This window comes from Oceanicaulis sp., assembly GCF_965284345.1.
In the GTDB taxonomy this organism is placed as follows: domain Bacteria; phylum Pseudomonadota; class Alphaproteobacteria; order Caulobacterales; family Maricaulaceae; genus Oceanicaulis; species Oceanicaulis alexandrii_A.
Genome location: NZ_OZ260073.1, coordinates 735,870 through 754,312, shown reverse-complemented (window position 1 = coordinate 754,312; position 18,443 = coordinate 735,870). Strand labels below are relative to the sequence as shown.

The window sequence follows — 18,443 nt, the reverse complement described above, 5'->3', positions numbered from 1 at the left end:
CCCTTTCTGTCACAAACCATGCCTGTCGATTGTCAAAAGAGCGGGCGACACGCTCAGGCGACGACGTTTTGGGAAGTCAACGGGCCTCAAAACGAGGACCCCTTTGCAAGGTTTGGGTGTGACTATGAAAAAGTTTGCTGGTGTTTTCGCTGCTGTGTCTCTGATCGCTGGTCTGGGCGCAGCTCCCGCTTATGCGTTCCAGGAGCCGGAACTGGTTCAGGCCGAAGCGCCCGAGTTTCCGCGCGCCGCTCAGCGCCGTGAGATCGAAGGCCATGTGGTCGTGCGCTACAACGTCTCCGCGGATGGCGCCGTGGCTGATGTGGAAGTGGTCGAAGCGAGCCCTGCGGGCGTGTTCGAACGCTCCGTGATGCGCGCTCTTGAAGGCTGGCAGTACGCCACCGGCCCGGGCGCTGAAGGTGTCGAGCGCCGTTTCGACTTCAACTTCGGCGACTAAACCATTTGTAAAGGCGGCGCAGTCAATCTTTGGCTGCGCCGCTTTTTTGCGCGTTACCGGGTTAACCTTAATTGGGGCTGATAGATGGCGATCTCGATCCATTCCGTCCAGACACGCCTGCTGGCTGCTTTTGCTGCAGTGATTGTTATTACTCTGGCGACCAGCGCCGCGGGCTTGTTTGCATTCTCCAGCTCCAAGAATGCGCTTGACGCCATTGTTGAAGAATCTGCGCCTCGCGCCGCCGCCGCCCAGCGGCTGGAAGCGGCCTCTGGTGCGCTGACGGGCGAGTTGGCGGCGTTCTCACGCTCGCGCGACACCATCGACCAACAAGTGTCCGCCTCGCGGCTGGATGCGCTGACACAAGAAGCGAGCGCCGCGATCGACGCTCTGCGCCAGGCGGGGCTCAGCACAGAGAACGCCAATGCCTTGAGCGAAGCGCTCAATAGCGTGAAAGCCTCGGTTGAGGCCGCCTCCGGCCCGGTGAGCGCCAAACTGGAATCCATCGCGGCGCGCGAACGCGCCATGCGCGACGTGCTGCGTCAACGCGCGGCCGTGTCTGAGATGCTCGAAAGCGCGCTGGATGAAACCAGTGACGAAGGGGTGATCGAGACCCTTTTGCGCTCGTCCATGTCGGTCAATCTGGCGGCCGCGCGCTTCGCCGAGCTGAGCACGGCGAGCAGCGCCAGTGAAGTCAGCAATATTCAAGACGATTTTTACATCGCCGCAGACGATCTCAGCATCAACATGGCCATCCTTGGCGATGTGGCGACGGCTGAGCTGCGCAGCGCCGTCGATACGCTCCTGGCCTACGCAGAAGGCCCGCAAGGCATGTTCAGCCTGCGCGAGACCGAGCTTGAGATGATCGACGAGACTGAAATGCTCGTTGAGGACGCCCGCATCATGGACGCGGCTCTGGCCGAGCTGGTGACCGCGACCCGCGAAGGCGCGCTCAATGAGCAAGACGCCGCCAGCAATGCCGGTCTGAACGCCATGGCCTTCGGTTCAGCGCTGATGTGGGTGTTCGCCATCCTCTCCGTCGCGGTCGGCGGGGCCGTGGGTTACTTCTATGTCTCGCGCAATCTGCTCGATCGTCTGACCCGCATCGCCCGCGCCATGGCCACCCTCGCCAAAGGCGACCTGGGCAATGAGATCAAGGACGACTCACAAGACGAGATCGGCCAGATGGCCAAGGCCGTCGCGGTCTTCCGCCAGAATGCCGTCGAGCGTCAGCGCCTGGAGCAGGAAAGCGAAGCCGAGCGGATCGCCCGCGAAGCCCGCGCCAAGAAAATCGAAGAACTTGTGGCCCAGTTCGACGATGTCTCCCGCCGCGCACTCGACGCTGTCGGCACCGCCGCAGAAGAGATGGAAAGCGCTGCCACCGCGCTTGATCATTCCTCGCGCAGTGCGGGCGAAACTACGGCGCGCGTGAACTCGTCGGGCAGCCGCGCCGCTGAGAACGTGGACACCGTGGCCGCCGCCGCTGAAGAGATGACCGGCTCCATCGCGGAAATCGCCCAGCAAATCTCGCGCTCCACCGAGATCGCCCAGGACGCCGCTGACCGCGTGCAGGCGACCAATACGGATGTGGCTCAGCTGGATGAGGCCGCCGCTCGCATCGGTGACATCGTCAACCTGATCAACGACATCGCCGAACAGACGAACCTCTTGGCCCTGAACGCCACCATTGAGGCGGCCCGTGCGGGCGAAGCCGGCAAGGGCTTTGCGGTTGTGGCCAGCGAGGTCAAAACTCTGGCCGAGCAGACCGCCAAGGCGACCTCGTCGATCTCCGATCAGATCTCGGGCATTCAGAACGCCACCGGCAAGACCGTGGGCTCGATCGAGAATATCGGTGAAGTCATCTCTGAGATGAACAATATCTCCGCCGCCATCGCCGCGGCCATGGAAGAACAGCGCGCCGCAGCGTCTGAAATCACCCGCGCCGCCCACGAAGCGGCGTCGGGCACGCGCGAAGTGTCTGAATCCATCGGCCATGTGGACGCCGCCGCCTCTGAAACCGGCCAGTGCGCCGCTCAGGTGAACGCCGCCAGCCACGCCCTGACCGAAGAATCCACCGGCCTGCGCAAAGCCGTCGGCGAGTTCCTGGCCTCGGTCCGCGCGGCCTAACTGATTTATGTGACGCCGCATCAGCGCGGGCCCCTTGCAAGGCGGCCCGCGCGCGGCTATACGCCTCCCTCCGGTTCGCAGCCCACCCTGCTGCGGACACACGGTTTGGCTGGGTAGCTCAGCTGGTTAGAGCGCACGACTCATAATCGTGAGGTCGGGAGTTCAAGTCTCCCCCCCGCCACCACTTCCTTAATCCACGCGCCTAAAGGGTCACTGTCCGGAAGGTCAGCGACACTCGGCGGGTTCTGGCTTTGCGCACGCCTTTGATTACATCGGACTTGCGCGCTGGAATTTCATGCGTCCAGTGATAGCGCGCTTCACCCGACAGGATCAGGAGGTGTGCCGGCTCAAGGATGACGCAATGACGTTCGCCAGTTGAGCGCTTCCTAAGGGTCATTTCCGCTGATCCATTAAGACTGAGTGAGGCGATGACCGGACCGAAACAAGGCTCGCAGTCCACGTGAGCTGATATCCCCTGGCCGGGGCAGTATTCATTTACGATGACCTGGTCAGGCGTGGCGCCGAACCCGCCATCTTGACCGACACGGTTCGCGATTTCGGCCAACCAATGTGGAAGCGGCCCCAAATCCATGTCCGGCGACACGGCCCGAGCGCGGTAGTCGTAAACCCATCCATAATGTTGGACTCGGCGCTTTAAGTCAGAACGCCACGGCTCTGCATCAATGGCCGCCAGCAAATGCTGGGCGTCGCCCAAGCCGACAAAGCCATCGACAAGGCGAGCGCCGGGTGGGAGTCGCATATTCATCGTGATCACTATCGCGTAGCGGGGCGGAAGACCCAAGTGCTGCATGATCTGTACTGGCGCAGTGCGCTCTGTTGGGCATCATTTGTGTTGACGTGACCATAGTCGCTCCACGCAGAGCGGTAGAACGGCAGAACCTCCAAAACTTCACAGCTCGCCCATCTGGCGGCTTCGGGCAAATCGAACGCGCCGAGATGATGAGGGCTATTCACGATCACAGCCTGCCCTCGAACGATCGCGAGCGCTGGGCGCATCCCAATCGCCTGGGCTCCACGATCGTCATTACCGACGGCACGGGCGCGCTGGTGGATGCCCACACCTATTCCCCGTTCGGCCAGTGAGGCGAGGGCGATGGCGGCTTCGCTATTTCAGGTCTGATCGCGTCCGCGGTCGGGCCGCTTCACCGGGCAAAAGCTGGGTGAGATCATCCCGCCACTGGTTCGAGGGATGATCGAACGAAACCGGGCTCTATTACTACAAGGCCCGCTATTACGATCCGGAGCTGGGAAGGTTCCTCTCCACCGACCCCATCGGCTATGCCGACCAGATGAATCTCTACGTCTATGTGGGCAATGATCCGGTGAACGCGACCGATCCGACGGGGATGGACACTCTACACTTAAGAATATCTGGCCAAGGTAAGCTGGGCAGGTCCCTTACAGCAGTAATAGATCCGTTCACTAATGAAGATTTCACTGTTGGAGGCGGAGGGATATCTGCTGGCATTGCAATTTCATATCCTGGGTTTTCTGGTGGCGAGTGGGATGTGGGGCTGACGGGAACATTCGCAGCGACGGACTAAACTCCGATTTAGGTGATCATTCAAATGGGAGCCCCATCCCTGGTCTGCCTGGGGCATCAGTTGGTCTTGATTTGGGTTTTAATTCTGGATCTGTCTCAGATCTTGCAGGGAGCCCTCAATATGACATCGAGGCCGCGACCAATATTGGAAAAAAAGGTTCGCGTTGGCTGACGACGAATGTTGCACGTGCCCTGCCCCGGGGGGCGATGAGAGACTTTGTGAGAGGGCCTTTGTCCCAAGGTGCGGAAGCTCTCGGTGGCCTTGCCGTTAGCGGTAGCGTGTCGCTTGATGAAAGTGGGTCAATTGATGGTGGTTCTGTAGGTGTTCATAAACGCTTGAATACCGATATATCGATCAGTCTTGAAGCGGTGGGTGTTTGCTCGATCAGGAGGGGGTTGCGATGGCTAAAGTGCTGAACTTTATTGAAAAACTTTGATTGCATCGATAAAGTTTGCTTTCATTATAACGTTGGTGTTTTCATCAATAATAATTATTCTGCCCAACTTTGCAGGTGGCTGGGAAGAGGTAAATCTAACATCAATCTGGGCAGCCCGCTTTCTTTCTTCAGTATTTTTGGGAACTTTTATGATATCAGCAATTATAATATTATTTGTAGAGATTTCTGTTCGCATATTTAAAAATAGTTCAAAATAGATATTTTTACTTAATATTTGAATGCTAATATTAACCCTAAATTATTAATTATTTATTTTAATAAGACTGATATCACAATAGTGAATTATATGGGAGTCGAGTAGAAAAATTCACTTCATTTCATAACTAAAATTACTTGAGTGGCTTAAGTGAGCGTTTGGGCGCAGCGAGCTTTGCCGATCCCTGCGCCTCCGCGGGCCGGCGTCTGGCCAATATCGCCTATGACGCCCAGTCACGCCGGCAGAGCGTCAGCTACGCCAATGGTTCGACCGCGCTGTTTGACTATTCCGCGCGCGGGGATATCCGCTGTCATGACAACAATCTCACCGCCGCGGCGGCCTCGGCGTGTAATGGCGCGGGGGCGGAGATCGCCTCTGACTTCATCAGTAACGGCGTGGGTCAGATCTTGTCTGAAACCCTCACCAGCACGCTGGCGGGCGAGGATCTGGTCTGGCGTCCGGCTTTCTCGGCGAATGATAATTACGCCAGCAACGGGCTGAACCCGTACACCTAGGTCACCGGCGTCTCGCTCACCCCCACCCACCCCCAGGTGCGGCAGAGCAGCGCGGGGCGGTGACAAGTCCCTCACACTTATCTATTTTGATAAGTGTTAAGCGCGGCGGGAGGCCTCCCGCGCTCGCGCACAGGGAGAGACTGCATGATCCGCTGGCTGGCTTTGGGATGTCTTGCGCTGGGTCTGACCCCGGCTGCAGGCTGGGCGCAAGATGCGCCCTTTGAGGTGTCCGAGACCGAGATCACTGACCAGAAGGCGGTCTTCGCCACGGTGCAGAGCGTGGACGTCACCATGGCGCGCGCGCGTCTGTCGGGCACCATCGGCGAATTGCGGATCGACGAGGGCGACCGGGTTGAGGCCGGCGAGGTGCTGGCTGTCGTCGTGGACTCCCAGCTCGCCCCGCAGATCGGATCTTTGAATGCGCAACTGGCGGCGGTCTCCGCCCAGCTGGAACAGGCGCGGGCCGATCTGGCGCGCGATCAGCGCCTGTATGAGCGCGGCCTTGTGGCCGAAGCGCGGCTGGAAGCGGCGCGCACCCAGGTCGAAGTGTTTGAAAATCAGGTCAGCTCCGCGCGCCAGCAACGCGCAGTGACCGTCCAGCGCTCACGCGAAGGCGATGTGCTGGCGCCCGCGACGGGCGTCGTCTTGTCCGTACCGGTGACGGCGGGCAGCGTGGTGATGCCGGGCGAGCAGATCGCCGAGATCGCCACCGATCTTTACGTGTTGCGGCTCTCTTTGCCCGAACGCCATGCCCGCTTCGTGCGGGAAGGCGATCCGGTCCAGCTCGCCGGCGGGGCGTTGACCGAAGACGGCCTGGCCGCGACCGGCACGATTCGTCAGGTCTATCCGCGTATCGAGGCGGGCCGCGTGACGGCAGACGCTGTCGTTGAGGGGCTGGGCGATTTCTTTGTGGGCGAGCGTGTGCGCGTGCTTGTGAACACTGATACGCGCCGCGGTATCGTCATTCCGACTGATCTGATCGAGACGCTCTATGGGCTGGATTATGTCAGCGTGCTCGATGAGAGCGGCCACCCCCGTGACGTGGTGGTGCAGCGCGGCGGCCGGCGAGACGGGCCGGACGGCGAAGCCCGCGTTGAGATCCTGTCCGGCCTGCAGCCCGGCGACCTGCTGGTGCAGCCATGAAGCTGGGCCTGTCTGGACATCTGGCGAACGGCTTTATCCGCTCGCCGCTCACCCCGCTGTTTTTGCTGGCGGCGCTCGGCCTGGGGCTGATCGCGCTTTTGACCATCCCGCGTGAGGAAGAGCCGCAAATCTCCGTGCCCATGATCGACATCATGGTGCGCGCGGACGGTCTGGCGGCGGCGGACTCCGTCGAGCTGATCACCGAACCGCTTGAAGCGATCATTTCGGGCATCGCCGAGGTCGAGCACACCTATTCCAACACCATGGATGACCAGGTGCTGGTCACCGCCCGCTTCAAGGTCGGCGTGGCGGAAGACCTGGCCGTTCTGCGCGTGCATGAGGAAATCCGCGGCCATTACGACCAGCTGCCCCTGGGCGTGCCCGAACCTTTGATCATCGCGCGCGGCATCAATGACGTGCCGATCCTGACCCTGACGCTCAGCCCGGAACCGGGGCTTGGCGAACGCTTGACGGATGCGTCGTTGCTGACGCTGGCCGAAGAGTTGCAATCGCGGCTGACCTCGGTGGACGGTTCGGGCTTGAGTTTCATCGTAGGCGGTCGCGCCCATCAGGTGCGCATCGAGCCTGATCCTGAGCGTCTGGCGCTCTATGGCGTCACCTTGCAGCAGCTGGCGGGCAAGATCACGGCGGCCAATTCCGCCTTTCCGGTGCGTCCCGTGTTTCAGAACGGCGCTGTCGCGCAAACGCTGGTGGGGGAAACCCTGCGCGATCCGGCCTCTATCGGGCTTTTATTGCTGACAACGCGTGACGGACGCCCCGTCTATGTCCGCGATGTGGCGGATGTGGTGATCGGGGCCGAGCCCTCTGATCACCGCGTCTGGTCCCTCTCACGCGAAGGCGACGCCCATGCTGAAGGCGCCCAGGCCGAGGCGGGTCATGGCGCGACAGGCGATTGGGTGCGCAGCCCGGCGGTGACTTTGGCGCTGGCCAAACGCCCCGGCGCGAACGCCGTGGTGGTGGCCGAGCAGGTGCTGGAGACCGTCGAGACGCTGCGCGGCACGCTGATCCCGGACGGGGTGCGCGTCGAGGTGACCCGCAATTACGGGGAGACGGCGGCGGAAAAAGCCAATGAGCTGTTCTTCCATCTGGGCCTTGCGACCATTTCCATCGTGGTGCTGATCGCGCTGATGGTGGGCTGGCGGGAATCCATCGTGGTGCTGGTGGTCATTCCCACCACCATTCTCCTCACCCTGTTCGCGTCCAATACATTGGGCTTCACCATCAACCGGGTCAGCCTGTTCGCGCTGATCTTCTCCATCGGCATTCTGGTGGATGACGCCATTGTGGTGATCGAGAATATCGCGCGGCATTGGGCGATGAAGGATGGCCGTCCGCCGATCAAGGCCGCGGTCGAGGCCGTCGCCGAAGTGGGCAATCCCACCATCGTTGCGACCCTGACCGTGGTGGCGGCGCTCCTGCCCATGCTCTTCGTGTCCGGGCTGATGGGGCCCTATATGGCGCCGATCCCGATCAACGCGTCTGCGGCGATGATCTTCTCGTTCTTCGTGGCGATGATCATCACGCCCTGGCTGATGGTGAAGATCGCCAGCAATGCCGGCGAGCATGGTCATGACGTGGAAGATTCTGAAACCCGGCTGGGCCGCGGCTATCGCGCGATTGCGGGCTGGGTGGTGAAAAGCCGCGCGCGCGCCTGGGCGTTCCTGATCAGCGCCGGGGGTCTGACGCTCGTCGTCATGCTGGCGATCCCGCTGGGGATCGTCACGGTCAAGCTCTTGCCCTTCGACAATAAATCTGAGTTTCAGGTGATCGTGGATCTGCCCGAGGGCGCGAGCCTGGAAGACACCGAACGGGTTTTGTTTGAAGCGGCGGACGTTTTGTCGGGCGTCGAGGAAGTGATCTCCATCCAGGCTTATGCCGGCGCGTCTGCGCCGTTCAACTTCAACGGTCTCGTGCGCCACTACTTCTTCCGCAGCAATCCCGAGCAGGGCGATCTGCAGGTCAATCTGGCGTCACGCCATCACCGCACCCGCCAGAGCCATGATATTGCGCTGGAGGCGCGCGAGCTGTTGAGCGACATCGCCATGCCCGAGGGCACGGTGATCAAACTGGCGGAAACCCCGCCGGGGCCGCCGGTGCTCGCGACCTTGCTGGCCGAGATTTACGGCCCCGACGGCGAGACGCGCCGCGCCGTGGCGTCTGAAGTGCGCCGCATCTTTGAAGAGGTCGATTTCATCGTCGATGTGGATGACAGCTTTGGTCAGCCGCGCCCCCGGCTCCAGATCGTGCTCGATCAGGACAATCTCGAATTTTACGGGGTGGAGCAGGGCGATGTGTTCGACACCCTGCGCATCCTTCTGGATGGCCGCGCGGTGGGTTACGCCCAACAGGGCGATGGCCGCAATCCGCTGGCGATCACGATTGATCTGCCCCGCTCAGAGCGGATCTGGGCCGAGCGCCTGCTCTCCACGCCTGTCCCCGCCAACCTCTTGCCGGGCGACCGCACCGTGGTCGAGCTGGGCGATGTGGTCAGCGTGCGCGAAGTGGAGGGATCGCCGGTGATCTATCGCCGGGACGGCCGCTTCGCCGACATGGTGATGGGCGAGCTGGCGGGCCGTTTTGAAGCACCGATCTATGGCATGGGCGCGGTCGCCGAGCAGATTGAGAGCGAGACCTGGCCTGAGGGACTGCCGCGCCCGGACATTCGCCTGTTCGGGCAACCGCTCAGCGACGACGCGCCCACCTTGTTGTGGGATGGCGAGTGGGAGATCACCTATGTGACCTTCCGCGATATGGGCGCGGCCTTCATGGTGGCGCTGGCGGGGATTTACGTGCTGGTGGTGGCCCAGTTCGGGTCGTTCCGGGCGCCGCTGGTGATCCTGACTCCGGTGCCGCTGACCCTGATCGGCATCCTGATCGGGCACGCCCTGTTCGGGGCGCCGTTCTCGGCCACATCGATGATCGGGTTTATCGCGCTGGCGGGCATCATCGTGCGCAACTCAATTTTGCTGGTGGATTTCATCCGCCATGAAGCCCAGCCGGATGAAACCTTGCGCGAGACCGTGCTGAGAGCGGGGGCGATTCGCTTCAAACCGATTCTTCTGACCGCGCTGGCGGCGATGCTGGGCGCCTCGGTGATCTTGTTTGACCCGATCTTCCAGGGTCTGGCGATTTCTCTGCTGTTCGGCCTGTTGTCCTCGACCCTTCTGACCCTGCTGGTCATTCCGGCGGTCTATGTGGTCTTCAAGGATCCCGACACGCCCTATCTCAGTGATGTGGGAAAAGCGCACGGCGAAGAATAAAAAGGGGAACTCACCGAAACTTGATCCGTTCTGGTTGCCGGGCAAGCGTCCTAAGCGTACGTTAACCTTAACAGGGGGTAAACGCTTGGACGAGGCGGGACAGGCGCACATGCACGAACGAGATCAATTCTCATACGGACTGGGATGGGTCTGGGCCCTGGCGGGCCTGATCTTGATCGGATTGCTTGTTTTCGGCGGCTGGCGCATGAGTGACATCATGCGCGGCGACGATGACAACGAGCCCATTTATGCGGCCTGCATCGACACCTATGGCGACAATAATTGCCGGTGTTTTTCGGGCGTGATGAGCGTTCAGCTCTCGCGGTACGGCTATCAAAGCTATGTGCGCGAGCTGGAGCGTGACGCCTATCGTCGGCGCTATTTCGACGGGCGTCTGGCGCAAAACACCCTCACCGGACGCGATGCCCGGGTCTGCGTGGACGCGTCTGACATTTGCGGCGTGCCGGTCTGTGAACCGCCCCGGTATGATTATTATCAAAATGGTGCGGATGCAGATCCCGCCTATGCCCCGCAATCACAAGAACGTCCGTTCGGCGCGTCCCAGAGCGGCTGGGGCGAGGGCTCATGAACCGGTTCTCCATTCTTGTGACCCTGGCTTTGGCGTTGGCGCTGGCGGGCGGGACGGCGGCTTTTTTCGCCTCTGACAGTGCGGCGCGGCAGTCGATCTTCAACTTTCAGTCCGAACCCGAGGACGAAGACATCCGGGTGACGCGCTCCCCCAGTGATGATGATTGGCAACCGCGCACCCTGTCGGAAGCCTCTCGTCAGCAAGGGCGCTGGACGCCGCGCGGCGGTCGTGCGCCGGGCTATCAGCCGCCGACCTATCAAGGACCGAGCAGCTGGCTGAATCCGAACCGCAGCTGGTTTCCGCGCCAGCGCGATGCGTTTCCGTCCGAACCCTGGTCGTTTCATCTTGAGGCGACGGATCCGGAAACCGGCGAGACGAACGCGACCTTGGTGTGCGTGGACGGCGCCGCGGAATGCGTGCCTCGGCCCATCGCGGCGCGCGTTTACAGCGAGGCGGCGCGATATTGGTTGTTGCGCGGTGATGCGGAGCTGACCACGCTGGAGCTTGATTGCGGCGACAGTTTTTCCTCCCTCATCGACTTTGGATGTGAACAGGCGGGCGGACGTCCGCTCATGCCTGAATCGCGTGAAGCGGCCATGCGCTTCTGGAACCGGTCGGTCGCCTGGGGGCGACCTTTCGGGGCGCAATCCTCGATCCTGGCGCAGCGCCGGCTTCAGGCGCATCTGGTGGATTGCCCGGTGACCCAAGACAGCCTGGCGCGTATCGCTCGCGATCCTGAAAGCCGTCTGGCGGACGTGATCGGGCTCAATCTGCGGCAGGCGGCCTTGTCCGCGTTGGGGTATTACAACGGCTCAATCGACGGAACCTATGGGGCTGAGACCCGCCGGGCCGTGCGCGCCTTCCAGCGCGAACTTGGCTATGACGAAACCGCGTCGCTGACGCCGCGCCAGACCGCCCAGCTGATGTGTCACGCCGCCCAGACCGCGCGCGACCCCAGCGTTCAGAACGTGCTGGGGATCATGCACGCCGTCGGACTCGGCGTCGTTCAGAACACGGACCTGGCGCTGGAATGGCTGGAGATGGCGGCTGTGCGCGGCGACCCTGACGCCAATTTCAATCTGGCGGTCATTTACGGCACGGGCGCGGTGTTCGGCTCGTATCGTTTGTGCGCCATCGTGGAAAACCCCGAACGCGCTGACGCGTATCTGCGTGATGCAGCCGAGCTGGGCCATGGCCTGGCGCGGCGCTTCCGTTCGACGCCCGAACTGACGAGCGCGCCCAACGCGCATGTGAGATGGGCCCGGATTCGCGAAGAGATCGAAGAAGAAGCCGCCTCCGAGCCGGGCCGGGGAGCCCGGGCGATGGAGATACTGCGCAACGCCATGCGCGCCCGCGTCCCGCCGGCTCATGCCGGATGCCTGGACGCCAACGCGAGCCGATGACCGGCGAGATCAAGAGGACAGGACTGATGCGCAATTCAATCTTACTCAGCGTGCTGATCAGCGCCGCCGCGCTCGCAGGCTGCAAGACCGAGCCCGATTATATTCCGCCGATAGACCCGTACTATCCGCCCGCTAGCGCGCCCGTAGAAGCGACGGCGGACGCCATCGCGCTCGATACCGCCTTGCAGGTCTGCGAAGTGGACTCCTTGCGGGCTCAACGTGATGAGCGCATTGAGTCCGCGCGTGCGCTTCTGATCACCGGCTATGCCTCGGGCGGGGATGTGAACGAGCGCTGGGAGGACCGCGAAGGCACGCTTCGTGTGGACCAGCCGCCCTCAGGGCCGCAAACCGAGCGTACGGAAATGCTGCGGGCTTTCGAGCTGGACCTGGACGCCGCCTATCGGTTCGCAGCGGGCTCTTGCCGCGCCTATTCCGCCTGCATGCATCAGCGCGATTACGAGGAACGCGATTGCGTGGCGTCGCTGAATTCGTGGGAGCGGGCTCAGGATCGCTTCACGGACGTGTCGCTATCGCTGGCGGAAATCCGTGCTGATATCGCGGCGCCGGCCCGTCATCATCGCGCCCATGGACGGGATCGTTATGACCGCCGTCATGCGCGACCGCGCCGGGACCGTGATTGCGAGGGCGTGATTGCGGATCTGTTCACCACGGACGCCTGCGACCGCCAGCACTAAGCCTGGCGACCTAGCGCACCTGATAGGGTTCGACGGAACGCACCACCATTGAATAGGCGGTGGCGGCGAGATCTGTGTCCACGCGTTCGATTTCCATGCGGCCTTCCACCCAGACCGGCTCCCACAGACTGTCAAAACGGATGGGCTCCAGCGCGCGCAGATAGACGATCTGGTTGGGGGGCGGCGGCGGAACGTGGACGCAGGCGCCATGATAGGGCAGCAGCAAAAACTCCTGCGCCGATCCGTTCTCCGCAAAATCGAGCGGCAGGATATAGCCCGGCATCCGCACCACCAGCCCATCGAGGTCTTCGACAATATTGAAGGTGCCGATCTGGCCTTCGATCGTGCTTTGCTCACCCAGCTGACTCATCAAGGATGGATCGGCGCGCCCTTCAGTGAGCGCTTCGAGAACTTCCAGATCTGAATCAGGCAGCAGGTCGCGCCAGACCAACAGCTCGGCTTCAGCGTCGGGGGCGACCGCCACCAGCCCGGAAACGCTTTCGCTGCTCTGAGTCGGTTCGGCTCCACACGCTGTCAGTGCGAGCAGGGCGAGCAGGCTCAGACCAGATATGCGCAACATGAGAACAAAGCTCCAGTATAAGGCATGGGCGTCTCAGGAACTGTCAGAGCGAAATGCACGCAGTTTTAAGAACTTCCTGTCATAAACCTTCAGAAGAGCCGTGAGAAGCGGTCCTGGAGGTGGCTTGATGGGTCAGTTTAACCCGGCGGATGACATTCAAACACACGATACTGCGCATCGCGCCAGACAGGCGCAGTATGAGCTGGTGTCCAAAGGCGCGCTCCGCGCCGTGCCGCTGAACATCGTCAATGCGCTGCTGCTGACCGCGATCATTCATCCTTATGTGCCCCCGGTCCTGTTCTGGCCCTGGCTCGCCGTGCTCTGCATCGGCCCGGTGATGCGCTTCTCAGCCATGTTGCGCGCACGCAAGGCGGATCGCCCGCCCAACGACACCGAAATGTATCTGTATATCGCCCTGTCCGCCCTTGTGGGGGTGGCTTGGGGCGCGACGCCGCTCATTTTGTCCAATGCGGCTCCCGCTCTGGTGGCGCAGATCGTCGGCCTGGTGATCGCCGGCATGGCCGCCGGCGCGGTGCTGACCTCGGCGGGCGAGCGGCGGGTCATTCTGTCTTACGCCGGTCCGGCGCTCGGCTTGTGGGCGGTGTCACTGATCCATGTTGATCCGGTGATTGGCGGCTTCGGCGCCATGATGTTGCTCGGTTTCCTGTCCGGAATCACCATGCTGGCCAAGACCTATGCCGAGACCTTGAAGGAATCGGTCGCCGCCACCGTGGCGCTGGAGAGCGCCAACAAGAAAACCCTTGAACAGGCCGCCGCTCTGGCGCGCCTCGCTGAGCACAATGACCAGGCGGCGCGCAAGGCGGAAGAGACAGCGCGCGCAAGCGCTGTCATGCTCGCCAATATGGGGCATGAGCTGCGCTCGCCGCTGAACGGTGTGCTGGGCATGGCGCAATTGCTCGACAAGACGGCTCTGACCGATGAGCAGAGCTTGATGGTGTCACGGCTTCTGGAGAGCGGCGGGACCCTGGAGAGCCTGATCAATACGGTGCTTGAAGTCTCGCGAATTGATGCGGGCCGGATGGAGCTGGTGGTTGAGGATCTGACACCCAGCGATCTCGCGGACCGCTTGCGTCGCGAGCACACGCCCCATGCCCTCGCCAAGAAACTGGATCTGCAAATCGAGCTGACGGGCGATGCCGAGCGCACCCTGCGTGCTGACGGCGGACGCCTGCTGCACATGTGCCGGATCCTGACCGGGAATGCGCTGCGCTTCACTGAAAGCGGCGGCGTCACGATCCGCCTGCATTTGGATGAAACGTCGAACGCCTCATCCTCGCTCCGCATCGAGGTTCACGACACAGGGTCCGGCGTGCCGGAGAGCTCACGCGATCAGTTGTTCAACGCCATGGGGCGCGACACGATCGACGAAAACATCAAGCAGTCAGGCACGGGGCTGGGCCTGCATCTGGTGCGCAAGCTGGCTGAAATGATGCATGGCGATGTCGGTTACGCTCCTGTCGAGGGTGAGACCGGATCTGTGTTCTGGTTTGAGGTGAAGCTGCGCCATTCGGCCAAAGCGGACCGGTTCGCCGATGGCGAGCAAATGTCGGTGTCCAGCCGCCGGTTGCGTATTCTGGTGGGTGAGAGCGAGCCGGCATTGCGCTCTGTGCTGCTGGGCTATCTCAAATCTTTCAATTGCGTGGTGACCTGTTCCAGCAATTCCGCCGAGCTCGTCGATGCGCTTGGGGCCTCGGCTTACGACGCGGTCGTTCTGGGACATGAACTCAGTGATGTAGAGCCCGAGGACGCGGCCGCAGATGTGCGCGCCTTGCCGTCCACCGCGGCTATGACGCCGGTATTGCGCCTTGTGGAAGGCCTGGATACGCCGCTGCGGGTGAATGCCATGGAGACGCTGATCCGCTCTCCGGTCAGCGCGGAAGTTTTGATGGAAGGGCTTAAGCAGGCCCTCGCCAATGATCCGATCGCCAACGCCCAGCTGTACCGGATCGCCTGACCGGATCAGCGCCGGGTCAAGATGTCTGCTCAATCACCCAGTTCTGAAAGCCTTCGGCGCTGAGTGCGCTGTTGACGTCGAGCGTCAGAATACAGGGCTCGTCATAAGGGTGCAGGGCGGCGATCTCCGCTTTGACCTGATCTGCAGCGCCGACTGAGGTCTTGAACAGCGCGATGATTTCGCGCTCGCTTTGCACCTCGCCTTCCCAGCGATAGATGGACTGGCTCGCGCCCAGGACATTGGCGCAAGCAATCAGGCTTTTCTCAAGCAGGCGATGCGCAGCGCGCGTCACGCTCTCCTCATCCGGCCAGGTGGTGTACAGCAGACAAATCGTGGGGGCGGTGTCAGGCATGGATGTGATCCTTGCAGGCGCGCGGTGAAAGCAAGATATACTGGCTACATGGATACACGCTCTTCTTCAAACGCGGCCCTGGTGCTGTTCTCCGGCGGTCAGGATTCCGCCACCTGCCTCGCCTGGGCGCTATCGCGCTATGAGCGGGTGGAGACCATCGGCTTTGACTATGGTCAGCGCCATGATGTGGAGCTGACCGCGAGACAAAACGTCCGCGCCGCCCTGCTCGACGCCTTACCTGCGTGGGCGAACCGCCTGGGCGAGGACCGGCTTGTGGACCTGTCCGGCTATGGGGCGCTCGCGGAAAGCGCGCTGACGGCGGACATGGAGATCGTCATGACCGAGGCCGGTCTGCCCTCGACCTTCGTGCCGGGGCGCAATCTGGTCTTCCTCACCGTCGCCGCCGCGCTCGCCTATCGCCGCGGCGTCGACGTGCTGGTGGGCGGCATGTGCCAGACCGATTATTCGGGCTATCCCGACTGCCGCGAGGACACGATCCAGACCCAGGCGAAAGCGCTGGGGCTCGGGCTTGATCGGCCGACACGGGTTGAGACCCCGCTCATGCATCTGGACAAGGCTCAGACCTGGGCGCTCGCGGATGAGCTGGGCGGAGATGCGCTGGTCGATCTGATCGTTGAGCACAGCCATACCTGTTATCGCGGCGAACGCGGCCAACGCCATGACTGGGGCTATGGCTGTGATGACTGCCCGGCGTGTGATTTGCGCAAAAAGGGCTGGACCCAGTGGCGCGAGGGCGCGGCGGCTTCATGACCTATTCCGTCAAGGAAATGTTCCTCACTGTTCAGGGCGAGGGCGGCCAGACAGGGCGTCCGGCGGTGTTCCTGCGCTTTGCGGGCTGTAATCTTTGGAGCGGGCTGGAGCGTGATCGCGCCAGCGCCATTTGCCAGTTCTGCGACACGGACTTCGTGGGCGTCGACGGGGTGAATGGCGGCAAGTTCAAGACCGCCGAGGCGCTGGCTGACGCCGTCGCCAGCCTGTGGCCGGGCGGGGGCGAGCCTTATGTGGTCTGCACCGGCGGGGAACCGCTTCTCCAGCTCGACGCGCCCCTGATCGACGCTCTGCATGCCGAAGGGTTCAAGATTGCGGTCGAGACCAATGGCACGATCGAGGCGCCGCAGGGCATCGACTGGGTGTGCGTCAGTCCCAAATCCACAGCGCCGCTCAAGCAGATCACAGGCGATGAGCTGAAGCTCGTCTACCCTCAGCCCGAGGCCATGCCCGAGCTGTTCGAGCATCTCGATTTCAGGCAATTCCGGCTTCAGCCCATGGATGGACCGAAGCAGGCGGAGAACGCGCAAGCGGCGTTTGAGTATTGCCTCAAGCATCCCAAATGGATGCTCAGCCTGCAGACGCATAAATGGATCAATGTGCCCTAGGCGGGCGTCTGTTCGCAAAGCTCGGTGACGAATTTGTCCTCGGGCGCGGCCTTGCCCGGGGTCACGGCGTCCACGGTCCCGACCACCACCTTGCCGGCGGTTCCCACCACGGCGCCGGTTGCGCCCACCGCGAGATCGGCGGTCTGCACCACGATGCAGCCGGGCGTCAGCATCAGCGTGGCGAGGGCGAACATCACAAGGGCAGGGCGCATCATGGCGAACTCCAGAATAACCGGCGGAGCAGGGAGCTCCACCGGTTGTTAGTCTGGCCTTGAGGCGCTTAAGGCCGGGTGAACATCCCGCGCTAGAGGCTGTCCACCATCACGATTTCGGCGTCCTCAATCGCAGTGATCTGAAGACTCGCTTCATCGACGATCGCGGCGCCGTCGCGCGGGCCCAGGGTTTCGTCATTGACCGTCACCGCGCCCTTGGCGAGCGCCAGATAGGCGTGACGGCCCGGCTCCAGCGCATAGCTTGCGGACTGGCCGGCCTTGAGCGTGCCGCCAAGCACCCGCGCATCGGCGCGGATGGGTAGGGCGTCGTCATCACCCTTGCGGCCCGAAGCCAGCACCACCAGCTCGCCCGCCCGATCATCCTTGGGAAAGCTGCGGCTGTCCCAAAAGGGCTCGCCGCCGCGCTCATCAGGCATAATCCAGATCTGGAAGATGCGGGTCAGCTCGCTTTCCTGATTATACTCGGCGTGGCGGATGCCTTTGCCGGCGCTCATCACCTGCACATCGCCCGCCACCGTGCGGCCCTTATTGCCCAGATTATCCTGATGCGTGATCGCGCCGTCACGGACATAGGTGATGATCTCCATCTCCGCATGCGGATGCGGGGGAAAGCCCGTGCCGGGCTGGATCTCGTCATCGTTCCAGACGCGCAGCGCGCCCCAGCCCATGCGTTTGGGATTGTGGTAAGAGCCGAAGCTGAAATGGTGTTTCGCGTTCAGCCAGTCGATCCGGAACGCGCCCAGATCTTCAAAGTGTCGAATATCGATCATGACGAACCCTCCTTAGCTCGTGTGTTGGACACATAGATAGCGTGCGGAGGGGCCGGCATTAACGGGGCGTCTGGACGGTGAGTTTTGCCGAACTGGAAAGGATCATTCCGCAGGAGCCGGAACGGGTGTGGATTTTGGTTTCAGGGTGAAGCGCGGCAGCAGCCAGTGCACCAGCGGCCCGATGGAGACTGCATAGAGCACGGTGCCGATGCCCACCGTGCCCCCAAGCAGAAACCCGCTCGCCAGCACAACCAGCTCGATCCCCAGACGCACCCGACCCACCGGCCAGCCTGTGCGGGCGCAGAGCCCGGTCATCAGACCGTCGCGCGGGCCAGGTCCTAGTCCGGCTCCGATATAGCTGGCGGTGGCGATCGCATTGAGGCCGATGGCGCTGACCAGGACGACCGCACGCAGGGCGCAATCGGTCATTTCAGGCAGGATCCAGAGCGTCAGATCGGCGACTGTGCCGATCAGCAGCACGTTCATCACAGTGCCAAGGCCGGGTTTCTGCCGGATCGGCCACCAGGCCAAAAGGACCAGCAGGCCGACCAGATTCACCGTCATTCCGAAGCTCAGGCCGATCCGGCCTGACAGGCCTTCATGAAACACATCCCACGGATCAAGCCCCAGATTGGCGCGAACCATCAGGGCCAGCGAAACGCCATAGGCCGCCAGGCCCAGGTGCAATTGAATAAGACGCTTGATCAACATGAG

At 62.2% G+C, this 18,443-nt stretch carries 19 protein-coding genes and 1 tRNA gene; 14 read left to right on the top strand and 6 right to left on the bottom strand.

Annotation, left to right across the window (positions count from 1 at the left end; translation table 11 throughout):
* The first annotated feature begins 124 nt into the window (after window positions 1–124).
* From ACQ66J_RS03790 to ACQ66J_RS03780, 3 genes are all read left to right on the top strand, one after another.
* Window positions 125–454, top strand: coding sequence for an energy transducer TonB (locus ACQ66J_RS03790; RefSeq protein WP_286800664.1), 330 nt, complete (start codon window positions 125–127; stop codon window positions 452–454).
* 84 nt (window positions 455–538) lie between these two features.
* Window positions 539–2,578: a methyl-accepting chemotaxis protein gene (locus ACQ66J_RS03785; protein ID WP_430430548.1), complete on the top strand. Its 2,040-nt coding sequence runs from the start codon at window positions 539–541 to the stop codon at window positions 2,576–2,578.
* Window positions 2,579–2,685: 107 nt separating this feature from the next.
* Window positions 2,686–2,762: transfer RNA gene (locus ACQ66J_RS03780), tRNA-Met, on the top strand.
* Between the two features lie 18 nt (window positions 2,763–2,780).
* Here the strand turns inward: ACQ66J_RS03780 and ACQ66J_RS03775 are convergent.
* Window positions 2,781–3,344 (bottom strand): alpha-ketoglutarate-dependent dioxygenase AlkB, encoded by a 564-nt coding sequence (locus ACQ66J_RS03775; protein WP_430430547.1) that lies wholly within the window; start codon window positions 3,342–3,344, stop codon window positions 2,781–2,783.
* 191 nt (window positions 3,345–3,535) lie between these two features.
* On the opposite strand from ACQ66J_RS03775, the gene ACQ66J_RS03770 reads away from it, so the two are divergent.
* From ACQ66J_RS03770 to ACQ66J_RS03735, 8 genes are all read left to right on the top strand, one after another.
* Window positions 3,536–3,682 (top strand): hypothetical protein, encoded by a 147-nt coding sequence (locus ACQ66J_RS03770; RefSeq protein ID WP_430430546.1) that lies wholly within the window; start codon window positions 3,536–3,538, stop codon window positions 3,680–3,682.
* A 161-nt stretch (window positions 3,683–3,843) separates the two neighbouring features.
* Window positions 3,844–4,143, top strand: a complete 300-nt coding sequence (locus ACQ66J_RS03765) for an RHS repeat-associated core domain-containing protein (protein WP_430432223.1) — start codon at window positions 3,844–3,846, stop codon at window positions 4,141–4,143.
* Between the two features lie 790 nt (window positions 4,144–4,933).
* Entirely contained in the window at window positions 4,934–5,311 is a 378-nt protein-coding gene (locus tag ACQ66J_RS03760; protein ID WP_430430545.1) for a hypothetical protein, read from the top strand.
* Window positions 5,312–5,455: 144 nt separating this feature from the next.
* Window positions 5,456–6,454: an efflux RND transporter periplasmic adaptor subunit gene (locus tag ACQ66J_RS03755; RefSeq protein ID WP_430430544.1), complete on the top strand. Its 999-nt coding sequence runs from the start codon at window positions 5,456–5,458 to the stop codon at window positions 6,452–6,454.
* Window positions 6,451–9,735 carry an efflux RND transporter permease subunit gene (locus ACQ66J_RS03750; protein WP_430430543.1) on the top strand — a complete coding sequence of 1,095 codons (3,285 nt, stop codon included), beginning with the start codon at window positions 6,451–6,453 and terminating at the stop codon, window positions 9,733–9,735. Before ACQ66J_RS03755 ends, ACQ66J_RS03750 begins: the two co-directional genes overlap by 4 nt.
* A gap of 109 nt (window positions 9,736–9,844) precedes the next feature.
* Window positions 9,845–10,324 (top strand): hypothetical protein, encoded by a 480-nt coding sequence (locus ACQ66J_RS03745; RefSeq protein ID WP_430430542.1) that lies wholly within the window; start codon window positions 9,845–9,847, stop codon window positions 10,322–10,324.
* Window positions 10,321–11,727, top strand: coding sequence for a peptidoglycan-binding protein (locus ACQ66J_RS03740; protein WP_430430541.1), 1,407 nt, complete (start codon window positions 10,321–10,323; stop codon window positions 11,725–11,727). The genes ACQ66J_RS03745 and ACQ66J_RS03740 overlap by 4 nt, the downstream gene beginning before the upstream one ends.
* Before the next feature lie 26 nt (window positions 11,728–11,753).
* Window positions 11,754–12,422 carry a hypothetical protein gene (locus ACQ66J_RS03735; protein WP_375548413.1) on the top strand — a complete coding sequence of 223 codons (669 nt, stop codon included), beginning with the start codon at window positions 11,754–11,756 and terminating at the stop codon, window positions 12,420–12,422.
* A gap of 10 nt (window positions 12,423–12,432) precedes the next feature.
* On the opposite strand, the gene ACQ66J_RS03730 is transcribed toward ACQ66J_RS03735, so the two are convergent.
* Window positions 12,433–13,002, bottom strand: coding sequence for a DUF3299 domain-containing protein (locus ACQ66J_RS03730; protein ID WP_430430540.1), 570 nt, complete (start codon window positions 13,000–13,002; stop codon window positions 12,433–12,435).
* 127 nt (window positions 13,003–13,129) lie between these two features.
* Between ACQ66J_RS03730 and ACQ66J_RS03725 the strand changes: the two genes are divergently transcribed.
* Entirely contained in the window at window positions 13,130–14,977 is a 1,848-nt protein-coding gene (locus ACQ66J_RS03725) for an ATP-binding protein (RefSeq protein ID WP_430430539.1), read from the top strand.
* Window positions 14,978–14,993: 16 nt separating this feature from the next.
* On the opposite strand, the gene cutA is transcribed toward ACQ66J_RS03725, so the two are convergent.
* Entirely contained in the window at window positions 14,994–15,329 is a 336-nt protein-coding gene (gene cutA, locus ACQ66J_RS03720; RefSeq protein WP_430430538.1) for a divalent-cation tolerance protein CutA, read from the bottom strand.
* A 48-nt stretch (window positions 15,330–15,377) separates the two neighbouring features.
* Here cutA and queC point away from each other — a divergent pair, with 48 nt between their 5' ends.
* Both queC and queE read left to right on the top strand, forming a co-directional pair.
* Entirely contained in the window at window positions 15,378–16,100 is a 723-nt protein-coding gene (queC, locus tag ACQ66J_RS03715) for a 7-cyano-7-deazaguanine synthase QueC (protein WP_430430537.1), read from the top strand.
* Entirely contained in the window at window positions 16,097–16,726 is a 630-nt protein-coding gene (gene queE / locus ACQ66J_RS03710) for a 7-carboxy-7-deazaguanine synthase (RefSeq protein WP_430430536.1), read from the top strand. The genes queC and queE overlap by 4 nt, the downstream gene beginning before the upstream one ends.
* On the opposite strand, the gene ACQ66J_RS03705 is transcribed toward queE, so the two are convergent.
* From ACQ66J_RS03705 to ACQ66J_RS03695, 3 genes are all read right to left on the bottom strand, one after another.
* On the bottom strand, window positions 16,723–16,941 hold the full coding sequence (locus tag ACQ66J_RS03705) for a hypothetical protein (protein WP_430430535.1): 219 nt from the start codon (window positions 16,939–16,941) through the stop codon (window positions 16,723–16,725). The genes queE and ACQ66J_RS03705 overlap by 4 nt on opposite strands.
* Before the next feature lie 89 nt (window positions 16,942–17,030).
* Window positions 17,031–17,729: a pirin family protein gene (locus ACQ66J_RS03700; protein WP_430430534.1), complete on the bottom strand. Its 699-nt coding sequence runs from the start codon at window positions 17,727–17,729 to the stop codon at window positions 17,031–17,033.
* A gap of 102 nt (window positions 17,730–17,831) precedes the next feature.
* Window positions 17,832–18,440, bottom strand: a complete 609-nt coding sequence (locus ACQ66J_RS03695) for a YczE/YyaS/YitT family protein (protein WP_430430533.1) — start codon at window positions 18,438–18,440, stop codon at window positions 17,832–17,834.
* Window positions 18,441–18,443: the final 3 nt, after the last annotated feature.